Raw genomic sequence first — 21,923 nt, 5'->3', positions numbered from 1 at the left:
TCCTCCGGGGAACGACCCCGTACTAACACGGTCACTCAGATCCGTACCATTCGGGCTTGGCCGAGCGTGCTGCCAGGGCGGCGGCCGCGTCCGCGACGGACAGTCGGCCGGTGATCACCGCGGCCACCACCTCGGTGATCGGCATCTCCGCGCCGAACTTCCTGGCCAGTTCGAGCACCGGGGCGTAGGAGGTGGCGCTCTCGGCGGTCTGCGTGATCATCTCAAGGGCCTGGGCGGTGCTCAGCCCCTGGCCGAGGTACTCGCCAAAGCGCCGGTTGCGCGACAGCGGCGAGGAGCAGGTCGCCACCAGGTCGCCCATCCCTGCGAGCCCGGCGAACGTCCGCGGGTCGGCGCCCATCGCCTCGCCGAGCCGCGCCATCTCGGCGAGCCCGCGGGTGATCAGCGTTGCCTTCGTGTTGTCACCGAGCCCGAGCGCGACCGCGATGCCGACCGCGAGCGCGATGATGTTCTTCACGGTGCCGCCGAGTTCGCACCCGATGACGTCGGTGTTCCAGTACGGCCGGAAGTACCCGGAGTGGCAGGCCCGCTGCAGCATCCGGGCGCTGTGCTCATCGGTGCAGGCGACCACGGACGCGGCCATCTGGCGTTCGGCGATCTCCCGCGCCAGGTTGGGACCCGACACCACGGCGACACGCGAGTCTGGCACGCCCGCGGTCTCCATGATGACCTCGCTCATCCGCTTGCACGAGCCGAGTTCGATCCCCTTCATCAGCGAGACGAGCAGCGCGTCCGGCGGGATGAGCGGCGTCCACTCGGTCAGGCACGCGCGCAGCGTCTGCGCGGTGACCGAGAGCACCACCAGGTCCGCGCCGTCGAGCGCCGCGGCGACGTCCGTCGTCGCGGCAAGCGCCGACGGCAGCGTGATTCCCGGCAGGTACCTGGGGTTCATGTGCAGGCCGTTGATCGACTCGGCGATCTCCGCCCTGCGCGCCCATATGGTTACCGCAGTGTCCGCGTCGGCGAGCACCTGCGCGAACGTGGTGCCCCATGAGCCCGCGCCAAGGACCGCCGCCTTCATGAGGAGGTCACCTCCCCGGCGGCCGCGGCCTGAAGCGTGGCTGGGGTCACTGAGCTTCTCCGGCCGCGGCGGACCCCGCCTCATCGGGCCGCTGCGCCTGCGCCGCTTCGCCCGCATCCCCCGCGGTGCTCTCCGGGGGACGATCCTCCGCACCCACCGCGGTGACGCTGGGCGAAGCGGTGGAACCGGCAACCGTTCCGGCTGGCTTTGACGGTTTTGACTTCGCCGGGTCGAACACGATGGCGGGCGGTTCCTCGTCACGCAGGGATGCGAGCAGGGCCGCCACGTCGTTCATGATTGCGTCGGTGGCGGCGCGCAGCGCCTTCGCCGACGTGTGCTTGCCGGCCCATTCCGACAGGTCGACCGGCTTGCCGGCTACCGTACGCACGGTTTGCCGTGGCCACAGCTTTGCCTTCTTGCTGCCGTAAGGGAGAACGTTTTGGGTACCCCAGTGCGCGACAGGGATGACCGGCGTGCCGGTGGCGAGTGCCAGCCGGGCGACTCCGGTCTTGGCGACCATCGGCCACAGGTCGGGGTCGCGCGTCGCGGTGCCCTCGGGGTAGACGATCACCGCCGCGCCCTCGGTGAGCGCCTGCTCGGCCTGCCGGAGAGCGAGTGCGGCGTCGGCGGCGCCGCGGTTCACCGGGATCTGGCCGCAGCCGTAAAGCAGCTTACCGATGAAGGGCACCTTGAACGCCGACGCCTTGACCATGAACGTCGGGTACCGTCCGGACTCGTAGAAGAACAGGCAGTCCGTCCCCCAGTCCGCGTAGGACATGTGGTTCGGCGCGATGATCACGGGGCCCTTCTTGGGAATGTTCTCCTGCCCCGCCCACTTGTTCCTGACCAGCACATGGAGAAGGGGGCGAAACACGATGACGGTGAAAAGCCGCCACGCAGGCGAATAAGACTTGCTGCTCATCGGGGAGGCCTTCCCATGGTCCGGTTCCGCACTTCATGCTCCACAGTCTGCCGATGGTCGTCTCGATGACGGACACTGCCCGCTTTAGCTGGACAGTTCTGCTGCCAGTCAAGGTACTAGCCCGCGCCAAGTCACGGCTTGCCGTCCTGGCAGGCGATCGCCGGCGCGACCTCGCGCTTGCCCTCGCGTCGGACACCGTCGCGGCGGTGCTCGCCTGCCCCGAGGTCCGCCAGGTGATCGTGGTCACGTCCGACCCCATCGCCGGGCCGCGGCTCGCCGCGCTCGGCGCGATCGTCGTCCCCGACGAGCCGGCCGACCTGCGGGGCGACATCGTGAGCCTGGACGGGGTCCCGGTGCCAGGAAGGCCGGGCGTGCAGGCTGCGGGCCGCGACGGCGAGATGGGCCTGCAGGACGAGCTCAACGCGGCCCTGCGGCACGGTGCGAGCCTCGCGGCGCGCCGCTGGCCCGGCACGTCAATCGCGGCGCTCACCGCGGACCTGCCCTCCCTCGACCCCGCCGAGCTGTCCGCCGCGCTGCGCGCCGCGAGCGCGCTTGGGCGCGCGGCGTTCGTGCCAGACGCGGCCTGTGTGGGCACCACGCTGTACGCGGTGCCGTGGGACGGCGGGGAGTTCCTGCCGTCGTTCGGCGGCGCGTCCCGGGCACGGCACGCGTCGTCCGGTGCGGCCGAGCTCGACCTCGACGACATGGCGGGGCTGCGCAGGGACGTGGACACCCCAGACGACCTGCGCACCGCGCTCGCCCTCGGTACCGGACCGCACACGGCCGCCCTGGCCGCGGAACTGCTGGCCGACGCCTAGCGGCTCATATATGGACGACGGGGCAGGTCAGCGTCCTGGTGATCCCCTGGACGGCCTGAATCTTCGCCGCGACTAGCTTGCCTAGCTCGTCCACGTTCTCGGCGCGGGCGCGCACGATGACGTCATAGGGGCCGGTGACATCCTCCGCCTGCGTGACTCCGGCGATCTGCGCGATCTGCCGTGCCACGTCGGCGGCTTTGCCGACCTCGGTCTGGACGAGGATGTATGCCTGCACCATGGCGTCCTCCTGGGAGCGGCCTGCGATTGCCGCCCTGACGAATCCTTCCCATCTTCCCGTTTCGTCATCAGGTCTGACGGGTCGGGTTTATCAAGATAAGGAGAGTTCGCTGTCACGGTACAGCAATGGTCCAGACCTGTTTCATACCGGTCCGTAGTTTTCTGGCTGATTCGTGTGGTCTGCGGTGTCTGGGGGGTAACCGTCCTGTCTCCGTAGCGTTACCCGGTGGGACATTAATACCTGTGCCGGCCCCCGCCGCGCGGAAATTCCGCATACCCAGTGCAACCGATTTCGCACACCGCAGTAACCGGCACCCCCCGCCAGCTGGCCACGGTTGATCGCGCCGTGAAGCACATCGCTAGGCTTGGGCCGAAAATGGCACTGCAGGTGGAGGCGGCGAGATCACTGGCAATGACGGGTCCGTCGCGGACCTGGGCGAATGGGGGGTCATCGCGGCTCTCCGGGCGCGGATGCCCGCGGGCCCGCTGACCTCGGTCGGCATCGGTGACGACGCGGCCGTGGTCGGCGCGCCGTCGGGCAACGTTGTCGCGGCGGTCGACATGCTCATCGAGGGCAGGCACTTCCTGCGCGACTGGTCATCCGCCTACGACATCGGCGTGAAGGCCGCGGCGCGCAGCCTGTCCGACATCGCCGCCATGGGCGCGGTCAACACGGCGCTGCTCGTCGCCCTCGCCGCGCCAGGCACCCTGCCCGCCAGCTGGGCGGCAGAGCTGGCCGACGGCCTGGCCGCCGAGGCCACCAGGGCAGGCGCCGGCATAGCGGGCGGCGACACTGCCCGCGCCGACTACGTAACCCTCGCGGTCACCGCCCTCGGCGACCTGGCGGGACGCCTGCCTGTCCTCCGCTCCGGCGCCCGCCCAGGCGACGTGGTAGCCGTAGCCGGCCTCCTTGGCCACTCGGCCGCTGGCCTCGCCCTCCTGATGTCCGGCGTGCTGACGCCCCCGGCAGCAACCGGAGGCGCACCCGCCTCAGTCCCACCCACAGTCTCCCCAGTGATCCCACCTGCGTCAGTCCCACCCGCAGACGCCGCAGCGGCCCCACCTGCCCAGGCGCCCGCACCTGCACCGGACGATGCGCTGGCCGGGCTTGTCGCCGCCCACCTGCGCCCGGCTCCGATCTACGAGGCGGGCCCCGAGGCGGCGCTGCTCGGCGCGACAGCGATGATCGACATCAGCGACGGCCTGATCGCCGACCTGGGCCACATCGCCACCGCAAGCGGCGTCCAGGTCAACATCAGCACCCCCGGCCTTCCCATCGCCCCCGCCCTCCTGAAGGCGGCCAAGGCACTGCCCTCGACCTCCGGAACGACCGCCCTGGAATGGGTCCTGACCGGCGGCGAAGACCACGCCCTGGTCGCAGCCTTTCCCCCGTCGGTCACGCTCCCGCCCCGCTGGCACCCCATCGGCGAGGTCCGCGAAGGAACCGGCGTCACCGTAGACAACGCCACCCACGCCGGCCCCGGCGGCTGGCAGCACTTCCGCTAACTCGCAGGCCCCGCCCGAGCACCGCAGGCCACGCCCGCGGGGACATTCCGGATATGTCAGGGTATGCCCAAGTCCGTCGGCACTTGATCACGGAACTTCGGATCCTGACGGAACTTCTCTACCCGATTCGGGTACTGAAGTTCCGTTGTAATCGAAAGTTCCGTGATCATGATCGGATCGCGGACGACCCGTCCCCTCGGCCTCGTGGCCGATGGGGACTGCGGGTACGTGGGTGTTCGCAGGGCCCGTGTTACTGCTCCAGGGGGCGTGGAGGCGGTCGCAGGCGGCGGCCGGTTCCGGGCATAAGTCAGGCCGGCACGTCCCGTGGACGTGCCGGCCTGACTGACGAGAGCTGTGTAGAACCTCTAGCGGGAGACCTTGCCGGCCTTGATGCAGGAGGTGCACACGTTCAAGCGCTTGGGCGTGCCGGAAACGATAGCCCGAACGGTCTGGATGTTCGGGTTCCAGCGACGGCGAGTGCGGACGTGCGAGTGCGACACGTTGTTGCCGAAGCCCGGCCCCTTGCCGCAAACGTCGCAGACGGAAGCCACGGCTGCCTCCAAAGTCGGATTGGTAGAGTCTGTGTCAGCGCCTCACCCGGCGGTGATGTAAACACCAGCGCGGAACTGAGGCAGCCTGGGAAGCATACCCGACGGGACGCCCACCGCGCGAACCGCCTCGTAACGACGCTGGTGCACCCGAATGTCGGCGGGCGCTCCTATGCTTGCCACGTGACCACGCTCCGCGATCCGCTGGTCGAGCCGCTGGGTAAGAAGGCGAGCGACACGCTTGAGAAGGTCTTCGGCCTGCGGACGGTCGGCGACCTGCTGCGGCACTATCCCCGCCGCTATTACACCAGGGGCGAGCTGACCCCGCTCGATTCGCTCAGTGAGGGCGATCACGTCACCGTGCTCGCCCGCGTCGCCATGTCCACCGTGCTCGGCGAGGCTCCTCGCGGGTCGCGCTACCAGCAGGGCCGGGGCCCGCGGCAACGGCTCGAGGTCATCGTCACCGACGGCACGGGCAAGCTGCAGCTCACGTTCTTCGCGGGCGTCGGGTTCCACGCGCGCCAGCTGCAGCAGGGCGCCCTCGCCCTGTTCGCGGGCACCGTGTCCAGCTTCCGCGGCCGCCGCCAGCTGGTCCACCCCGAATACGAGCTGCTTCCGGCCGCGGCCGCCGAGAGCCTCACCAGCGAAATAGCGGAAGAGTTCGCCACCGAGCTGATCCCCGTCTATCCGGCGAGCGCCAAGCTGACCTCCTGGACGATCTCCAAGTACGTCGGCGCCGTGCTCGACTCCCTCGGCCCGACCAAGGACACGCTTCCCGACGAGATGCGGCAGCGCTACCACCTGTGGCCGCGTGAGCTGGCGATCAGGGCGATACACCGGCCGCAGGACCGGGAGGACTTGAGGCACGCCCGCAAGCGGCTCAAGTGGGACGAGGCGTTCACCATGCAGGTCGCGCTCGCTCAGCGGCGGCACGCCGCGGCGGCGATGCCGGCGGTGCCGAGGCCGGCGGCCGATGACGGGATCGCCGCGGCGTTCGACAGGCGGCTGCCGTTCACGCTCACCGCGGGGCAGCAGGAGGTGGGCGAGGTCATCGCGCACGACCTGGCGTGCGCCTACCCGATGAACAGGCTGCTCCAGGGCGAGGTCGGCTCGGGCAAGACGGTCGTCGCGGTCCGCGCCATGCTCCAGGTGGTGGACTCGGGCGGCCAGGCCGCGCTGCTCGCGCCGACCGAGGTACTCGCGCAGCAGCACTACCGCTCGATTACCGCGCTGCTCGGCCCGCTCGCCACCGCGGGCCAGCTCGCCGAGGGTCAGCTGGCACCGGGGGAGCGGGCGACCCGGGTGGCCCTGCTCACCGGCTCGACGGGGGTGCGGGCGCGCCGCAGCGCGCTCAGCGACGTGTTCACCGGCGACGCAGGCATCCTGATCGGCACGCACGCGCTGCTCGAGGACCAGGTGCAGTTCGCCGACCTCGGCCTGGTGGTCATCGACGAGCAGCACCGGTTCGGCGTCGAACAGCGCGACGCGCTGCGTGAGAAGGCACAGGGATCCCGGCCGCACGTGCTGGTGATGACCGCCACGCCGATCCCGCGCACGGTGGCCATGACCGTGTTCGGCGACCTGGAGATCTCGACGCTTTCCGAGCTGCCGGCCGGCCGCTCGCCGATCGCGACGCACGTGGTGCCCGCCGTGGAGCGCCCGCATTACCTGGACCGGGCGTGGCAGCGGGTCAGCGAGGAGGTCGAGTCGGGCCGCCAGGCGTACGTGGTCTGCCCGCGCATCGGCGACGACGCGGGCGGCGAGGACGGAGACGACAGCGACGGGAGCGACGTCCCCGAGCCCGGCGCGGAAGAAGAGACGAAGCGCCCGCCGCTAGCCGTCCTCGACGTGGCGCCCGAACTCGCCGAGGGCCCGTTGTCCGGGCTGCGCGTCGCGATCATGCACGGCAGGCTCACCCCGGATGAGAAGGACCGGGTGATGACCGCCTTCGCCGCGGGCGAGGTCGACGTGCTCGTCTCCACCACGGTGATCGAGGTCGGCGTTGATGTGCCCAACGCCACAGTGATGGTCATCATGGACGCGGAACGGTTCGGCGTCTCCCAGCTGCACCAGCTGCGCGGCCGGGTCGGCCGGGGCCGCAACCCTGGCCTGTGCCTGTTGGTCACGGAGGCTGAGCCAGGGACGCCTGCGCGGGAGCGGCTCGACGCGGTGGCGGAGACGGGGGACGGCTTCCAGCTCTCCCGGCTCGACCTGCAGCAGCGCCGTGAGGGCGACGTGCTCGGCTCGGCGCAGGCGGGCCGCCGCAGCAGCCTCAAGCTGCTGCGCCTGCTTGAGGACGAGGACCTGATCGCGGAGGCGAGGCAGGAGGCGGGCCCGCTGGTGGCGCTCGACCCTGAACTGGAGTTCCATCCGGCACTCAAGGAGGCGATCGATGACTTCCTCGGCGACCGCCGCGCCGAGTTCCTCGACAAGGCCTGACACACTGGCCCCATGACACGAGTCATCGCCGGCGTGGCGGGCGGAAAGCGGCTGGCAGTGCCGGGCGGCAGTGGCACCAGGCCCACAAGCGACCGCGCGCGGGAGGGCCTGTTCGGCACGGTCCTGTCGGAATTCGGCTCGCTGGCCGGCCTGCACGCGGCCGACCTGTACGCGGGCTCTGGCGCGGTCGGGCTGGAGGCCCTGTCGCGCGGAGCGCAGAGCGTGCTGCTTGTAGAGTCCGATGCGCGGGCGGTGGAGGTCATCAGGGCGAACATCGCGGCGGTAGGGCTCCCGGGCGCACGGGTCCGGCAGGAACGGGTCGAGCGGGTTCTCGCCCGGCCCGCGGACGCCAGGTTCGACCTCGTGTTCGCTGACCCGCCGTATCCGGTGTCCGAGGCGGCCGTGACCGAAATGCTCGCTCGCCTGAGTGGCTGGCTCAGCCCCGACGCACTCGTCGTGGTGGAGCGCGCCACCAGATCCGGGCCGTTTGAATGGCCCCCCGGATATGCCAGGGGTAAGTCCCGCAGGTACGGTGAGGCCACCTTCTGGTATGGCTGGTACGGCACCGGCGCGGCAGCGGATCAGGCAGATCGAGCCGATCGAGCGGGTCAACAGGATCAGGCCGCGCGGGAGCCGACGTTTGACGCGCTCCCCTGGGCGCATGAGGAGTGATGCCGCGTGGCGCGAGTGGTTTGCCCTGGTTCCTTCGACCCGGTGACGAACGGTCACCTGGACGTCATCAGCCGGGCGGCCAGCCTGCATGACGAGGTGGTCGTCGCCGTTCTCATCAACATCACGAAGAAGTCCCTGTTCACCACCGACGAACGGGTGGACATGCTTCGCGAGGTCACCAAGGACTACCCCAACGTGCGCGTGGAGCGGTTCCACGGCCTGCTGGTCAACTTCTGCACGGACAATGGCATCCACGCGATCGTGAAGGGGCTGCGCGCCGTCAGCGACTTCGAGTACGAGATGCAGATGGCGCAGATGAACTACCGCCTCGCCAAGGTGGAGACGCTGTTCGTGACCACCAACCCCACGTACTCGTTCCTCAGCTCGAGCCTGGTCAAGGAGATCGCCACGTACGGCGGCGACGTCTCGGGCCTGGTGCCTGAGCCGGTGCTCGGCCGCCTCAAGGCGCGCCTCAAGGAGGAGTAGCGCCCGAGTTGGGAATAGTCCTTGACCGGCGGTACGCTAATCCGTCGGTCAAGCAATCGCCTAGACGATAAACTGAGATGTCTAAAGGTAACGAAAAATCAGTCGCGCGCGGAGTGCCCGGTGCACACGGTGGTGCGGAACAAGCGAGCCAGCCAGGTAAAACCGGCAGGTCGCACGGCTCCCACGTCCGTGGCAGCGGTGACTTCACGTTCGACATGCGGCCGCTCGGCAAGCGGCCAGGAGAGTTCAGGGACGAGCGGCGGACGGCGCACGCGCCGGACGGTCTCGGTTCTGGGCTAGTCTTGGTGCCTGCCGGTGCCGATGTCGCTCTCGACCTGCGGTTCGAGGCGGTTTCCGAGGGGGTGCTCGTCACCGGCTCGGCGGTCGCCCCGCTCGCGGGCGAGTGCGCGCGCTGCCTGGAGCCGCTGACCAGCACGATCGAGGTCAGCTTCCAGGAGCTGTACCGGTACCTGCCGGATCCTGACGAGGATGCGAACGACGGCGAGGAACGATTCCTCGACGGCGAGCACCTCGACCTGGAGCCGGCGTTCCGTGATGCGGTGGTGCTCGCGCTTCCGCTGTCGCCGCTGTGTTCGGACGACTGCCAGGGTCTGTGCGTCGAATGCGGCGCGCGGCTCGCGGACGTCGGCCCGGACCACGGGCACGGTGACAAGGTGGATCCCCGCTGGGGAATCCTCGCAAAGCTTGAAATTAACGACCGAGCAGAAGACTGACAGGAGAGCCGAAGTGGCTGTTCCAAAGCGGAAGATGTCGCGCAGCAACACCCGCTCCCGCCGCGCCCAGTGGAAGGCCACCCCGGTGACGCTGGTGGAGTGCCCGCAGTGCCACAGCCAGAAGCTGCCGCACGCTGCCTGCCCGACGTGCGGCACCTACCGCCGCCGTCAGGTCCTGAACCCGGCCTGAGCCTGATGTAGCCAGGGAGCGCCGGTGAGCGGACGACGTCACGACGGGGACGGTACCCAGGCGGGAGACCCCGCCGAGCTGTCGGATGCTCTCGGCGTGCCCATTTCCGCTGAGACCCTCGAGCGCGCGCTGACCCACCGGTCGTACGCCTACGAGAACGGCGGACTGCCGACCAACGAGCGGCTTGAGTTCCTCGGTGACTCAGTGCTAAGCCTCGTGGTCACTGACACGCTGTTCACCGGGCATCCCGACCTGCCCGAGGGCCAGCTGGCGAAGCTGCGCGCCGCGGTGGTGCAGATGAACGCGCTGGCCGAGGTCGCGCGTGATCTCCGTCTCGGCTTGTTCGTCAAGCTCGGCCGTGGCGAGGAGGGGACGGGCGGCAGGGACAAGCCGTCGATCCTCGCCGACACTCTCGAGGCCGTGATCGGCGCGACCTACATCGACTGCGGCCTCGGCGAGGCGAGCGGGCTGGTGCACCGGCTGTTCGACCCGGTCATCCAGCGTTCCGCAGGGCTCGGCGCGGGCCTTGACTGGAAGACCTCGCTGCAGGAGCTGACCGCCGACAGGAACCTCGGGGTGCCCGAGTATCAGGTCAAAGACAGCGGCCCCGATCACCAGAAACTGTTCCGCGCCGTCGTCAAGGTCGGCGCCCGCGAGCTCGGCGCCGGCGAGGGCAGGTCCAAGAAGGCGGCGGAGCAGCTGGCCGCCGAGGCCGCGTACCGCTCGATAACCGCGGAAAAAGACCAAAATCGAGACGATCCCGAACGGGTTCGGCTTACACCCGACGCGCCCGCCGTCTCTGCGGGCCAGCCGGCGCCGCTGCGCGACGCGGTGCCCGCGCAGCCAGACGCGCCGCACACGCCATAGCGCCCGTAGCGCCGGGTCGGCCTCGTAACGCCGCCCGCCCCGCCGTTCCTCATTCCCTCGTCGTCTCCCCGCTTGGAGTTGCCATGCCCGAGCTGCCTGAGGTGGAAACCGTGCGGGCGGGCCTTGAGCGGCATGTGGTGGGCCGCACCGTCGCGACCGCCGCCGTCTTGAACCCGCGCGCGGTCCGCCGCGACCTGGCAGGCCCCGAGGGGTTCGCCGCCGCCATGGTGGGCCGCACCTTCCTGCGCGCCGAACGCCGCGGCAAGTACCTCTGGTTCGCCTTGGACGACAGCGAAGCCCTGCTGGCGCATCTGGGCATGAGCGGCCAGCTCCTGGTCGGAGACCCGGAACGCCCGCTGTCACCGCACGTCCGCGCCCGCTTCACGTTCGCCGACGGCGGCCCCGACCTGCGCTTCACCGACCAGCGCACATTCGGCCATCTGATGCTGAGTGAGATGACGGCGGACGAGTTCCCCGGTAAGGAGGAGCGGCTAGTCCCCGCCCCAATTGCGCATATTGCCCCGGACCCGCTGGAAGAGGCATTCGACCAGAAAGCATTCGGCGCGCGGCTGACCCGCAAGAAGACCGAAATCAAGCGCGCACTGCTTGACCAGTCGCTGATCAGCGGAATCGGCAACATCTATGCGGACGAGGCGCTATGGCGGGCGCGGCTGCACTGGGCGCGGCCCACGCAGACACTCAAGCGCGCCGAGGTGTCGCGGCTGCTTGACGCGGTCCGCGAGGTGCTCGGCGAGGCCCTGGTAGCGGGCGGGACGTCGTTCGACGCCCTGTACGTGAACGTGAACGGCGAGAGCGGCTACTTCGACCGGTCACTCAACGCCTACGGCCGCGAGGGGGAGCCCTGCCCGCGCTGCGGTACCCCGATCCGCCGCGACGCGTTCATGAACCGCTCCTCCTACAGCTGCCCCCGCTGTCAGTACCTCCCGCGGGGGGACGACTCCCCGCACCCCCCGGCAAAGCTTGAGTGAGGTCTATCACGCTTGACCTGCCTAATGGTACGATTGACGCAGGTCAATGGCCCTAGATATAGGGTTTTTGTCCCGGGAAGCGTTTGTTTGACGCTCGTGTCTTTGGTAAGATAAAGCACATAACGGGTGCATGGCTTCTCTCAACTTGACCTCGATAGGTCGTGGTGAGACCCTGTATCTGTTGCCCGCACGCATGGGCGTGCGGTTCACAATGTGCCCACTCTGGTCACTCAGTGTGGAGGACCTTTCACCATGTCGAAGGCTCTATTCGGCCACGTCGGCGGTCCGGACCCGCGCATGATCTCGGAAATGCGCCGTCTCCAGCAGCGTGTTCGCGACCTGGAGGCCGAGCTTGCTCGGCTGCAGGAAGAGAACGACGCGCTCGTTGCTGGTATCGGCCATGACGAGGAAGTGCTCGTCCTGGAACGTGAGCCCGCGCTCACCTGACGATCTCAGGCACCCCGCAGTTGGGGGGAGCTCAGCTCGGTCCCGCGACCCGCGGGGCTCGTCGAGGCACAACCTCAGAAACGAACAAGGGACGCCATAGCCGGCGTCCCTTATCGTTGTCCCGCCTCTCGGCTGCTTCTTTTTCCTCAGAGTCATCGCCTGGTCACCTGTTGTTCAAATGCTTTTCCGATCCCGTGCCGTTTCCGGCGGTGGGCCGCCGTGGGCGGTAACCTTCGGGTGGCGGTGATGTTCGCGGGCAACGCATCGCGTGGAAGTTCCGGGGGAGGAGAGGTGGCGTGTACCTGAAGTCCCTCACGCTTCGCGGCTTCAAGTCGTTCGCCTCCGCGACCACGCTGCGCCTCGAGCCAGGCATCACCTGCGTCGTCGGCCCCAACGGTTCCGGCAAGTCCAACGTTGTCGACGCGCTGTCCTGGGTCATGGGCGAGCAGGGCGCGAAGAGCCTGCGCGGCGGCAAGATGGAAGACGTCATCTTCGCCGGCACCACGAACCGCGCGCCGCTTGGCCGCGCCGAGGTCGCGCTCACCATCGACAACAGCGACGGCGCCCTGCCGATCGACTACGCCGAGGTGACGATCAGCCGGCTGATGTTCCGCTCCGGGCAGAGCGAGTACGCGATCAACGGCGACAGCTGCCGGCTGCTCGACGTGCAGGACCTGCTGTCCGACAGCGGCCTCGGCCGCGAGATGCACGTGATCGTCGGCCAGGGGCAGCTAGACCAGATCCTGCACGCGGGCCCCGAGGCCCGCCGGGCGATCATCGAGGAAGCAGCCGGCGTACTCAAGCACCGCAAGCGCAAGGAAAAGGCGCTGCGCAAGCTTGACGCGATGCAGGCCAACCTGACCAGGCTCGTCGACCTGACAAGCGAGCTCAGCAGGCGGCTGAAGCCGCTGGGCAGGCAGGCCGAGATGGCGCGCAAGGCCGCCGTGATCCAGGCCGACCTGCGCGACGCCAGGCTCCGGCTGCTAGCCGACGACTACATGCTGCTGCACGAGAAGATGATCCGCGAGGCGGCCGACGAGGCCGCGATCCGCGCCCGGCGCGCCCAGCTGGAAGCATCGCTCGGCTCGGCCCGCGAGCGGGAGGCGGAACTGGATGCCGCCTCGCAGGCCCAGGCGCTCGTGCTCGGGCAGGCGCAGCAGACCTGGTTTCAGCTTTCCTCGCTGACCGAGAAGCTCCGCTCCGTCCAGGGCCTGGCGGAAGAGCGGGTTCGGCTGCTCGGCGCCGAGCAGGAACCGGAGCGCCCCGGCCGCGATCCCGACGAACTTGACCGGCAGGCGGAGGAACTGCGCGCCGAGGAATCCGGCCTGACCGAGCGGCTCGGCGAGGGCCAGGAGTCGCTCGCCGAGGTCGTCGCCGAGCGCACCGCCGCGGAGAGCGCGCTTGCCGCCGCCGAGCGCCGTCTTGCCGACGCGGCCCGCGCGGCCGCCGGCCGGGCCGAGCGGCTTGCCAGGCTGCGCGGCATGACCGACGCCGCGGAGAGCCGCAGCGCCGCCGCGGCCGAGGAGATCGAGCGGCTCGCCGAGGCCGCCGAGCAGGCCCGCGCCCGCGCCGAGCGCGCCAGGCTGGAGCTCAGCGAGGTCCAGGACGTCGCCGAGGACGGCGACTCCGACCGCAGCGATCTCGCCGCGGAACTGGCCGCGGCGCAGGAAGAACACCAGGCTCACGCCGAACGGGTGTCGGCGGCGCGCAAGGCGGAACGCGCCGCCAACAGCGAGGTGGCGGCGCTGCGGGCGCGTGTGGAGGCACTCGGCGAGACCCTGCGGCAGGGCGTCGACGCGACCGCCGCGGTGCTCGCCGACCCCGGCCGCTTCCACGGCGTTCTCGGCTCATTCGCGGCCCAGCTGTCGGTCGCCGACGGCTACCAGAAGGCTATCGCCGCCGCGCTCGGCGCCGCCGCCGAGGCCCTGACGGTGAACGGCCTGGACGCGGCGGTCGACGTGCTGGCCGGCATCCGCACGGCCAACGCGGGCACGGTCGGCCTGGTCATCGCCGCCCCGGGCCAGGCGCAGTCAACGGACAAGCCCGGCCTGCCAGGCACCGCCCGCTGGGCGGCCGGCCTGGTGACCGCTCCCGCCGGGCTTTCCGGCGCGGTCGCCGACCTGCTCGGCGATGTCGCGGTGTTCGCTGACCTGACAGAGGCAGCCGAATTCGTTCGGAATCATCCCGATTGCCGTGCGGTGACAGCGGACGGCGACCTGATCGGGACGCACTGGGCGCGCGGCGGGTCCGCGGGCGGGCAGTCGCTGCTCGACGTGCGGGCCGCGGCGGACGAGGCAGCGGCGAAGCTCGCCGCGGCCGAACTGGCGGCGCAGGAGTCGGCGGAACTGCTCGCGGCCGCGAGCGAGGCGGCCGACGGCGCCCAGGAGAAGCTCGGCGAGATCAGGCAGCGGATGCAGGCCGTGGACGCGGCCAAGGCCGAGATCTCCGGCCGCCTCGGCCGGCTGGCGGGCGCCGCGCGGGCCGCCGCCGACGAGGCCAAGCGGATCGAGGCGTCCGTCGGTGCTGCGCAGCGCGGCGCGGAGAAGGACCAGGTCAAGCTCGTCCAGCTGAAGGACGAACTGGCCGAGGCGGAGGCCGCGGAGCTCGGCTCTGCCGACCCGGAGGCGGAAAACCAGCTCGCCGGCGAAGAGCGCGAGGAGCTCGCGAACCGCGCCGCGGCCGCACGCAACGCCGAGATGGAGGCGCGCCTCGAGGTGCGCACCGTGGAGGAGCGGCTGCGCGCGATCGGCGGCCGTGCCGACTCGCTCGCCGCGGCGGCGACGGCCGAGCGGACCGCGCGGGAACGCGCCGCGGTGCGCCGTCGCCAGCGCGCCGCGCAGGCGTCGGTCGCCCGCGCCGTGGCCGCGGGCGCGGCCGTCGCGGTGTCGGCCGCGGAGGAGTCGCTCGCCGAGTCCTCCACCCTCCGCGAGGAGGCCGAGCAGTCGACCGCCCGGGGCACCGAGGCGCTCAAGTCGGTGCGCGCCCAGGTGACGGCCATCTCCGGCGAGCTGGACAAGGTCGTGGACACCGCCCACGGCACCGAGATCACCCGCAACGAGCACCGGCTCCGCCTGGAGCAGCTCGCGGAGCACGCGGCAGACGAGTACGGCATCGAACCCGACGCGCTGCTTGCGGAGTACGGGCCTGGCGTCCCTGTCCAGGTCCCGGTGAACTCCGACGCCGCCAAACGGGCCAGGGCGGCGAACACCATCGTTCCGGATCTAGCCGAAGACCCCGGGGCCGCGCAGGCGCCTGACGAGGTCCCCGCCGCTGCGCAGGAGCCGCTGTCGCTCGCCGACGCGCTGCGCGCCGTCCGCGTGGAGGCGTCGCAGGACGACGACGAGGACAGCCCCGCCGCGCCGCTGGCCGCCGAGCAGCCCAAGCCGGAGACCGTCGGCATCCCGTACGTGCGGGCCGAGCAGGAGGCACGCGCCGCCGAGGCCGAGCGGCAGCTCGCCAGGCTCGGCAAGATCAACCCGCTCGCCCTCGAGGAGTACACGGCGCTGCAGGAGCGGCACCAGTTCCTCGCGACGCAGCTCGATGACCTGCGCAAGACCCGCCGTGACCTGCTCATGGTCGTCAAGGAGGTCGACGACCGGGTGCAGGAGGTGTTCGCCTCCGCCTACGCGGACACCGCGCGCGAGTTCGAGGGCCTGTTCTCCCGGCTGTTCCCCGGCGGCTCGGGCCGGCTGATCCTCACCGAGCCCGACGACATGCTGACCACGGGCATCGAGATCGAGGCGAGGCCGCCGGGCAAGAAGGTCAAGCGGCTGTCCCTGCTGTCGGGCGGCGAGCGGTCGCTGACCGCGATCGCCTACCTGACCGCGATCTTCAAGGCGAGGCCGTCGCCGTTCTATGTGCTTGACGAGGTCGAGGCCGCGCTCGACGACACCAACCTGCAGCGGCTGCTGCGCGTATTCGAAGAACTGCGAGAGACCTCGCAGCTCATCGTCATCACCCACCAGCGGCGCACGATGGAGTCGGCGGACGCGCTGTACGGGGTCTCGATGCGCGGCGACGGGGTGTCGCAGGTGATCAGCCAGCGGGTCAGGGAAAGCGAGCCGGCCTGACGGCGCAGGCCGCCCGGCGGCACAATAAACAGCAGGGGTCATGCCGCATGCCCTGGCCCTGCCGGGGCATGTTGTAGCGTCAGCAGGGGGAGTCGAACGCGGGTAGGGGTGCGCGATCCGCGTCGGGGAAAGCTTTTTCAGGGAGACTGTGGGTCTAAATGACTGCGTACATCATCCTTATCGTGGTGGTCGCTGTGCTGCTGCTCGGCGTTGGCGGCACGGTGCTGCTGCGGCCGCGCGGCATGCATGGCGTCCGCCGCAGCCGGAACCGCGAGCTCGACCTGACCGGCTCGATGCCGAAGGTCAGCGACAGCGGTTCGGGCACCGGCACCGACACCATCACTGTCCCGCCTGCGCAGCGGCCCCCAGCGGAGGCGCCGCCCGTTCCGCCGCAGCCCATCATCGAGCGGCCGCCGCCGTCAGCCGGCCGGATGGTCCGGCTACGGGCACGCCTGGCCAGGTCGCAGAGCGGCTTCGGCAACGCGCTGCTGGCCCTGCTGTCGCGTGACCGGCTTGACGATGACACCTGGGACGAGATCGAAGAGGTGCTGATCACCGCCGACGTCGGTGTCACCCCGGCCAGGCAGATGGTGTCCGATTTGCGGACGAAGGTGAAGGTCGAGGGCACCAGGACACCGGACGACGTCCGGGAGATGCTCCGCACCGAACTGCTCGCCCAGGTGGAGACCCCGGCGAGCCGCAGCCTGCGCACCCAGCGGCACGAGGGCCGTCCCGCGGTCGTCCTCATGGTCGGCGTCAACGGCACGGGCAAGACGACCACGTGCGGCAAGCTGGCCAGAGCGCTCGTCGGTGACGGCGAGACCGTGGTGCTCGGCGCCGCCGACACCTTCCGTGCCGCGGCGGCCGACCAGCTGCAGACCTGGGGCGAGCGCGTCGGCGCGGAGACGGTCCGCTCCGACAAGGAAGGGGCCGACCCGGCGAGCGTCGCCTACGACGCGGTGTCGGTCGGGATCGAGCAGGAGGCGGACGTGGTGATCATCGACACCGCAGGCCGCCTGCACACCAAGAACGACCTGATGGACGAGCTTGGCAAGGTCAAGCGGGTCGTGGAGAAGCGCACCACGGTGGACGAGGTGCTGCTCGTGCTCGACGCCACCACCGGCCAGAACGGCCTGCGTCAGGCGCGGGTGTTCGCCGAGGTGGTGGACGTGACAGGCATCGTGCTCACCAAGCTGGACGGCACCGCGAAGGGCGGCATCGTGATCGCGGTGCAGCGCGAGCTCGGCGTCCCCGTCAAGCTCGTCGGGCTCGGCGAGGGACCCGACGATCTCGCGCCGTTCGACCCCGTTACTTTCGTGGACGCCATCCTGGGCGGCTGACGCCCCGGCTCTGGCCGCCCGGCCATGCTCACGGCCGTTCTGTGACTCGTGAGAAACTCCGCCGTAACAGGAGAGTCCGCGGCTTCACCGTCCTGACACATACGGACTGGACGCACGAAACGCGCATAGGGCACAGTCGGTGGCAGTGAACGAGAGGGTGGTCCCCAATGAGGCTCATTACGGCTGTCATCAAGCCCTTCAAACTCGACGACGTCAAGGCGGCACTGCAGGCATTCGGCGTGCATGGCATGACAGTCAGTGAAGCGAGCGGCTACGGCAGGCAGCGCGGTCACACCGAGGTCTACCGTGGCGCCGAGTACCAGGTCGACCTCGTGCCGAAGGTTCGAGTCGAAGTCATTTGCGACGATGAAGACGTCGACGACCTCGTCGACGTCATCGCCAAGGCGGCGCAGACCGGCCGGATCGGCGACGGCAAGGTGTGGACCGTCCCGGTCGAGACGGTGATCCGGGTGCGTACTGGAGAGCAAGGGCACGACGCTCTCTAGGCCGCGCTTTCCCGCCGGCCCAGCCCGGCGGCGGCACCAATCCGGGGGGGTCGGGCCGCGAGTCGCCCATGCCTCAACCATGGGCGGCTCTCTAACCTTTCGGGGGACCTGGTGAACGTGATGACCTCATTCGCGGCTGACCGTAGCCGGAGGACTACAGAAACCGACCGCTGGCTGGCCGGGCTGCTGGGCGCCGAGCCCGGCGTCGCGCTGGTGGCGGTGGGCGGCTACGGCCGCAAGGAGCTGCTGCCCGGCAGCGATCTCGACGTGCTTCTGCTGCACGACGGCAGGGACGACATCGCCAGGATCGCCGACCGCATCTGGTACCCGGTCTGGGACTCTGGCGCCCGCCTCGACCACGCGGTCCGGACCGTCCCGCAGGCCAGAAGGGTGGCACGCAGCGACCTCAAGGTCGCGCTCGGCCTGCTGTACGCGCGGCACGTCGTCGGCGACCCCGACCTGACGACCCGGCTGCGCGAGGGCGCGCTCGAGGACTGGCGGTCCAACGCGCGCACCAGGCTCGCCGAGCTCAAGGCGCTGTACGAGGAGCGGGCCAGGCTGCACGGCGAGCTCGCCTTCCTGCTCGAGCCCGACCTGAAGGAGTCGCACGGCGGGCAGCGTGACGTGCACGCCATCCAGGCCATCGCGGCGGCCTGGATCGCGCCCGCGCCCGGACCGAAGGTCAGGGCCGCCTATGAGCAGATCACGGACGCACGCCACGTGCTGCACGACGTCACCGGGCGGCGCCTTGACCGGCTCGTGCTCGAGGAGCAGGACGAAGTGGCCCGCACGCTCGGCCTGCTCGACGGCGACGCGCTGCTGCGTCAGCTGGCGGGCGCGGGCCGCACCGTCACCTACGCCGCCGACCATGCCTTCCGCCTGGTTGACAGGGCGGGCGGCGGCAGCCGGGGCATCGGCCTGCGCATGCGGCGCGGCAAGCCCGAGCGCCGCCCGCTCGCCGACGGCGTGGTCGAGCAGGACGGCGAGGTGGTCCTGGCGCGCGCAGCAACCCCGGAGACCGACCCCGTTCTGGTGCTGCGGGCCGCGGCCGCGGCCGCGCAGACCGGGCTGCCGCTCGCGCCGCGCGCGCTTGCCAGGCTGGCCGAATGCCCGCCGCTCCCCGTCCCGTGGCCGCCAGAGGCACGCAACGAGCTGATCTCCCTGCTCGGCGCGGGCGCCGACGCGATTCCCGTCTGGGAGGCCCTCGACCAGGAGGGCCTGCTCACCATCTTGATCCCGGACTGGGAGCGGGTGCGCAACCGCCCGCAGCGCAACCCGCTGCACCGCTTCACCGTGGACAGGCACCTGGTCGAGTGCGCCGCCAACGCCGCCGCGCTCACCCGTGACGTGTCACGGCCCGACCTGCTGCTGCTCGCCGCGCTGCTGCACGACATCGGCAAGGGCTGGCCGGGCGATCACAGCGTCTCCGGGGAGGTCGTGGCCATCGACGTGTGCAAGCGGCTCGGGCTGCGCGAGGCGGATGTGCAGCTGGTCGCCGAGGCCGTCCGGTATCACCTGCTGCTCCCGGACGTCGCCACCAGGCGCGATCTTGACGACCCGATGACCGTCGAGCAGGTCGCGAAGGCGGTGCGCAGCCGCACGCTGCTTGAGGTGCTGCACGCGCTGGCCCAGGCGGACGGGCTCGCCACCGGGCCCGCCGCGTGGAACGACTGGAAGGCCGGCCTGGTCGCGGACCTGGTGCGCCGGGTCAGCACCGTGCTCGCGGGCGACCCGATGCCCGAGCCCGCGCCGCTACGCGAGGATCAGCTCGCCCTGGCCGCCGCGGGCGGCCCGGCCGCGATCGTCAAGGGGAACGAGGTCACGGTCGTCACGCGTGACCGGCCCGGCGTGCTGTGGCGGGCGGCAGGCGTGCTCGCCTCGCACCGCCTCGCGGTCCGCGGCGCGAACGCGTCATCGGTCGGCGACACCGCCGTCACCGTCTTCAGCGTGGTGCCCGAGTACGGCGAACCGCCGGACGCCGCCCTGGTCACCGCCGACCTGCGCCGCATGCTCGAGGGCAGGCTCGACGTGGAGGACCGGCTCGAGCGCCGGGCCAGGGCCGTCCGCCCGCACGGCTCGCACGCGCCGCCGCCCAAGGTCACCCTGGTGGACAACGCCTCGAGCAGCGCCACCGTCGTCGAGGTCCGCGCCCACGACGAGCCGGGCCTGCTGTGGCGCATCGGCCGCGCCCTCGGCGACTGCGGCCTGAACGTCCAGGCCGCCCGCGTGGAAACCCTCGGCGCCGAGGCGGTCGACGTCTTCTACGTCACCGACGCCGCCGGCGGCCTCCTCACCGACCCCGACCTCCGCAAGCGCACCGTGAAAATGGTCCTCTCCGCCCTCACCCCCGGCTAGGAAATCACCCGAATCATCTGTCTCAGGACACGAAACGCCGTCACCCGCGCGGGCCGGTAGCCTTGAAGGGTGTTTGAGACGCTCTCCGATCGGCTGACTCAGGTCTTCTCCTCGCTGCGCGGCAAGGGACGGCTGTCCCAGGCCGACATTGACGCGACGGCCCGTGAGATTCGCATTGCCCTGCTCGAGGCGGACGTCGCGCTGCCCGTGGTGCGGCAGTTCATCGCGCGGATCAAGGAACGTGCCGCCGGTGAGGAGGTCTCGCAGGCACTGAACCCGGCGCAGCAGGTCATCAAGATCGTGCACGAGGAACTCGTCACGATCCTTGGCGGCGAGGCGCGGCGGCTGCGGTTCGCGAAGAACCCGCCGACCGTTATCATGCTGGCCGGCCTCCAGGGTTCCGGTAAGACCACCCTGGCGGGCAAGCTGGCGCTGTGGCTGAAGGAGCAGGGCAACACGCCGCTGCTCGTGGCGGCCGACCTGCAGCGGCCCAACGCGGTGACCCAGCTCCAGGTGATCGGTGAGCGGGCAGGCGTGCCGGTGTTCGCGCCCGAGCCTGGCAACGGCGTCGGCGACCCCATCGCGGTCGCGCGTGCCTCCGTTCAGGAAGCCAAGCGCTCGCTGCACAACATCGTCATCATCGACACCGCCGGCCGTCTCGGCATCGACCAGGACATGATGGCGCAGGCCGCCTCGATCCGCGACGCGACCGACCCGGACGAGGTGCTGTTCGTCGTCGACGCGATGATCGGCCAGGACGCGGTGGCGACCGCGCAGGCCTTCCTCGACGGCGTGGGCTACGACGGCGTAGTGCTGACCAAGCTGGACGGCGACGCCCGAGGCGGCGCCGCGCTGTCCATCGCCGCGCTGACCGGCAAGCCGGTCATGTTCGCGTCCACCGGCGAGAAGCTGGCCGACTTCGACATGTTCCACCCGGACCGGATGGCCACCCGGATCCTGGACATGGGCGACATCCTCACGCTCATCGAGCAGGCGGAGAAGGCGTTCGACGCCGACCAGGCCGCCTCGATGGCCGAGCGGCTGATGACCGGCGAGGGGTTCACCCTCGAGGACTTCATCGAGCAGCTCGGGATGCTGCGCAAGCTCGGCCCGCTGAAGAACATCCTCGGCATGATGCCGGGCGCCGCCAAGAACAAGGCGCTCCTTGACCAGGTCAACGACAAGGACCTGGACCGGGCCGAGGCGATCGTCCGCTCGATGACCCCGGAGGAGCGCCGCAACCCCAAGATCATCAACGGCTCGCGCCGTCTGCGGATCGCCAACGGTTCCGGCGTCGCGGTGGGCGAGGTCGGACAGCTGGTCACGAACTTCTTCGAGGGCCAGCGGCAGATGCGGATGATGATGGGCGGCGGCATGCCGGGCATGCCCGGGGTGCCTGGCATGATGGGCGGCAGCCGCAAGGCCGCCGCGAAGGCCAAGGCCGCCAAGAACGCCAAGGGCAAGCGGAGGAGCGGCGACCCCCGCAAGGCGGGCATCGCCGCCGCCTCGTCAAGCAGCCCGGCCGAGCCGCCCGTGGCGCAGCCCGCGCCGCAGTCCATGGAAGAGCTCGCGGACCTGCTCCGTGACGCCCAGGCCGCGGGCGGCCCCGCCGGATTCGGTGAGGCTGGCGGCGGCCAGGCACCCGGCTTCCGCGGCCCAAGCTCACTACCGCCCGCCTTCGGCGGCGGACGCTCCAATGTGATCCCCGCGGCATTCGGCAAGCGCGACAAGAAAAAGAAATAAGCCTCCCGCTCAGTC

The 21,923-nt window shown here is 70.4% G+C and carries 19 protein-coding genes; 15 read left to right on the top strand and 4 right to left on the bottom strand.

Features of this window, described 5'->3' with window-relative positions; genetic code table 11:
- Positions 1-31: 31 nt before the first annotated feature.
- Positions 32-1,039, bottom strand: a complete 1,008-nt coding sequence (locus EAS64_RS03320) for an NAD(P)H-dependent glycerol-3-phosphate dehydrogenase (RefSeq protein WP_145851221.1) — start codon at positions 1,037-1,039, stop codon at positions 32-34.
- 46 nt (positions 1,040-1,085) lie between these two features.
- On the bottom strand, positions 1,086-1,961 hold the full coding sequence (locus tag EAS64_RS03315) for a lysophospholipid acyltransferase family protein (RefSeq protein WP_145851220.1): 876 nt from the start codon (positions 1,959-1,961) through the stop codon (positions 1,086-1,088).
- A gap of 65 nt (positions 1,962-2,026) precedes the next feature.
- Here EAS64_RS03315 and EAS64_RS03310 point away from each other — a divergent pair, with 65 nt between their 5' ends.
- A complete protein-coding gene (locus tag EAS64_RS03310) occupies positions 2,027-2,779 on the top strand; it encodes a CofC family guanylyltransferase (RefSeq protein WP_145851219.1) in 753 nt (250 codons plus the stop codon).
- A gap of 4 nt (positions 2,780-2,783) precedes the next feature.
- Here EAS64_RS03310 and EAS64_RS03305 read toward each other — a convergent pair whose 3' ends face one another.
- Positions 2,784-3,017, bottom strand: a complete 234-nt coding sequence (locus EAS64_RS03305; RefSeq protein ID WP_145851218.1) for an Lrp/AsnC family transcriptional regulator — start codon at positions 3,015-3,017, stop codon at positions 2,784-2,786.
- Positions 3,018-3,487: 470 nt separating this feature from the next.
- On the opposite strand from EAS64_RS03305, the gene EAS64_RS03300 reads away from it, so the two are divergent.
- Positions 3,488-4,522 (top strand): thiamine-phosphate kinase, encoded by a 1,035-nt coding sequence (locus EAS64_RS03300; RefSeq protein ID WP_246115500.1) that lies wholly within the window; start codon positions 3,488-3,490, stop codon positions 4,520-4,522.
- A gap of 365 nt (positions 4,523-4,887) precedes the next feature.
- On the opposite strand, the gene rpmB is transcribed toward EAS64_RS03300, so the two are convergent.
- Positions 4,888-5,073: a 50S ribosomal protein L28 gene (rpmB, locus tag EAS64_RS03295; RefSeq protein ID WP_145851216.1), complete on the bottom strand. Its 186-nt coding sequence runs from the start codon at positions 5,071-5,073 to the stop codon at positions 4,888-4,890.
- 180 nt (positions 5,074-5,253) lie between these two features.
- Between rpmB and recG the strand changes: the two genes are divergently transcribed.
- The 13 genes from recG (at position 5,254) to ffh (ending at position 21,908) form a co-directional block, all read left to right on the top strand.
- Positions 5,254-7,509, top strand: a complete 2,256-nt coding sequence (recG, locus tag EAS64_RS03290; RefSeq protein ID WP_145851215.1) for an ATP-dependent DNA helicase RecG — start codon at positions 5,254-5,256, stop codon at positions 7,507-7,509.
- A 12-nt stretch (positions 7,510-7,521) separates the two neighbouring features.
- Positions 7,522-8,181, top strand: coding sequence for a 16S rRNA (guanine(966)-N(2))-methyltransferase RsmD (gene rsmD / locus EAS64_RS03285; protein ID WP_145851214.1), 660 nt, complete (start codon positions 7,522-7,524; stop codon positions 8,179-8,181).
- A gap of 6 nt (positions 8,182-8,187) precedes the next feature.
- Complete coding sequence (coaD, locus tag EAS64_RS03280; protein ID WP_145851213.1) at positions 8,188-8,667, top strand: pantetheine-phosphate adenylyltransferase; 480 nt, start codon at positions 8,188-8,190, stop codon at positions 8,665-8,667.
- A 113-nt stretch (positions 8,668-8,780) separates the two neighbouring features.
- Positions 8,781-9,401, top strand: a complete 621-nt coding sequence (locus EAS64_RS03275) for a YceD family protein (protein ID WP_246115499.1) — start codon at positions 8,781-8,783, stop codon at positions 9,399-9,401.
- 13 nt (positions 9,402-9,414) lie between these two features.
- Positions 9,415-9,591, top strand: coding sequence for a 50S ribosomal protein L32 (gene rpmF / locus EAS64_RS03270; RefSeq protein WP_145851212.1), 177 nt, complete (start codon positions 9,415-9,417; stop codon positions 9,589-9,591).
- 24 nt (positions 9,592-9,615) lie between these two features.
- Entirely contained in the window at positions 9,616-10,458 is an 843-nt protein-coding gene (gene rnc / locus EAS64_RS03265) for a ribonuclease III (protein ID WP_145851211.1), read from the top strand.
- Between the two features lie 83 nt (positions 10,459-10,541).
- Positions 10,542-11,447 (top strand): bifunctional DNA-formamidopyrimidine glycosylase/DNA-(apurinic or apyrimidinic site) lyase, encoded by a 906-nt coding sequence (mutM, locus tag EAS64_RS03260; RefSeq protein WP_145851210.1) that lies wholly within the window; start codon positions 10,542-10,544, stop codon positions 11,445-11,447.
- 252 nt (positions 11,448-11,699) lie between these two features.
- Entirely contained in the window at positions 11,700-11,894 is a 195-nt protein-coding gene (locus tag EAS64_RS03255) for a hypothetical protein (protein ID WP_145851209.1), read from the top strand.
- A 296-nt stretch (positions 11,895-12,190) separates the two neighbouring features.
- The gene (gene smc / locus EAS64_RS03250; protein WP_145851208.1) at positions 12,191-15,964 is read left to right on the top strand and encodes a chromosome segregation protein SMC; all 3,774 of its coding nucleotides are present in this window, start codon (positions 12,191-12,193) and stop codon (positions 15,962-15,964) included.
- Between the two features lie 158 nt (positions 15,965-16,122).
- Positions 16,123-17,304: a signal recognition particle-docking protein FtsY gene (gene ftsY, locus EAS64_RS03245; RefSeq protein WP_145851207.1), complete on the top strand. Its 1,182-nt coding sequence runs from the start codon at positions 16,123-16,125 to the stop codon at positions 17,302-17,304.
- 167 nt (positions 17,305-17,471) lie between these two features.
- Positions 17,472-17,810, top strand: coding sequence for a P-II family nitrogen regulator (locus tag EAS64_RS03240; RefSeq protein ID WP_145851206.1), 339 nt, complete (start codon positions 17,472-17,474; stop codon positions 17,808-17,810).
- Between the two features lie 120 nt (positions 17,811-17,930).
- Entirely contained in the window at positions 17,931-20,165 is a 2,235-nt protein-coding gene (locus tag EAS64_RS03235) for a [protein-PII] uridylyltransferase (protein ID WP_145851205.1), read from the top strand.
- A 69-nt stretch (positions 20,166-20,234) separates the two neighbouring features.
- Positions 20,235-21,908: a signal recognition particle protein gene (gene ffh / locus EAS64_RS03230; RefSeq protein ID WP_145851204.1), complete on the top strand. Its 1,674-nt coding sequence runs from the start codon at positions 20,235-20,237 to the stop codon at positions 21,906-21,908.
- The last annotated feature ends 15 nt before the right edge of the window (positions 21,909-21,923 follow it).

It is taken from the genome of Trebonia kvetii (assembly GCF_007827045.1).
GTDB classification, from domain to species: domain Bacteria; phylum Actinomycetota; class Actinomycetes; order Streptosporangiales; family Streptosporangiaceae; genus Trebonia; species Trebonia kvetii.
Note: the sequence above shows the minus strand (reverse complement) of the source record. Positions and strands in the feature narration are given on the sequence as shown.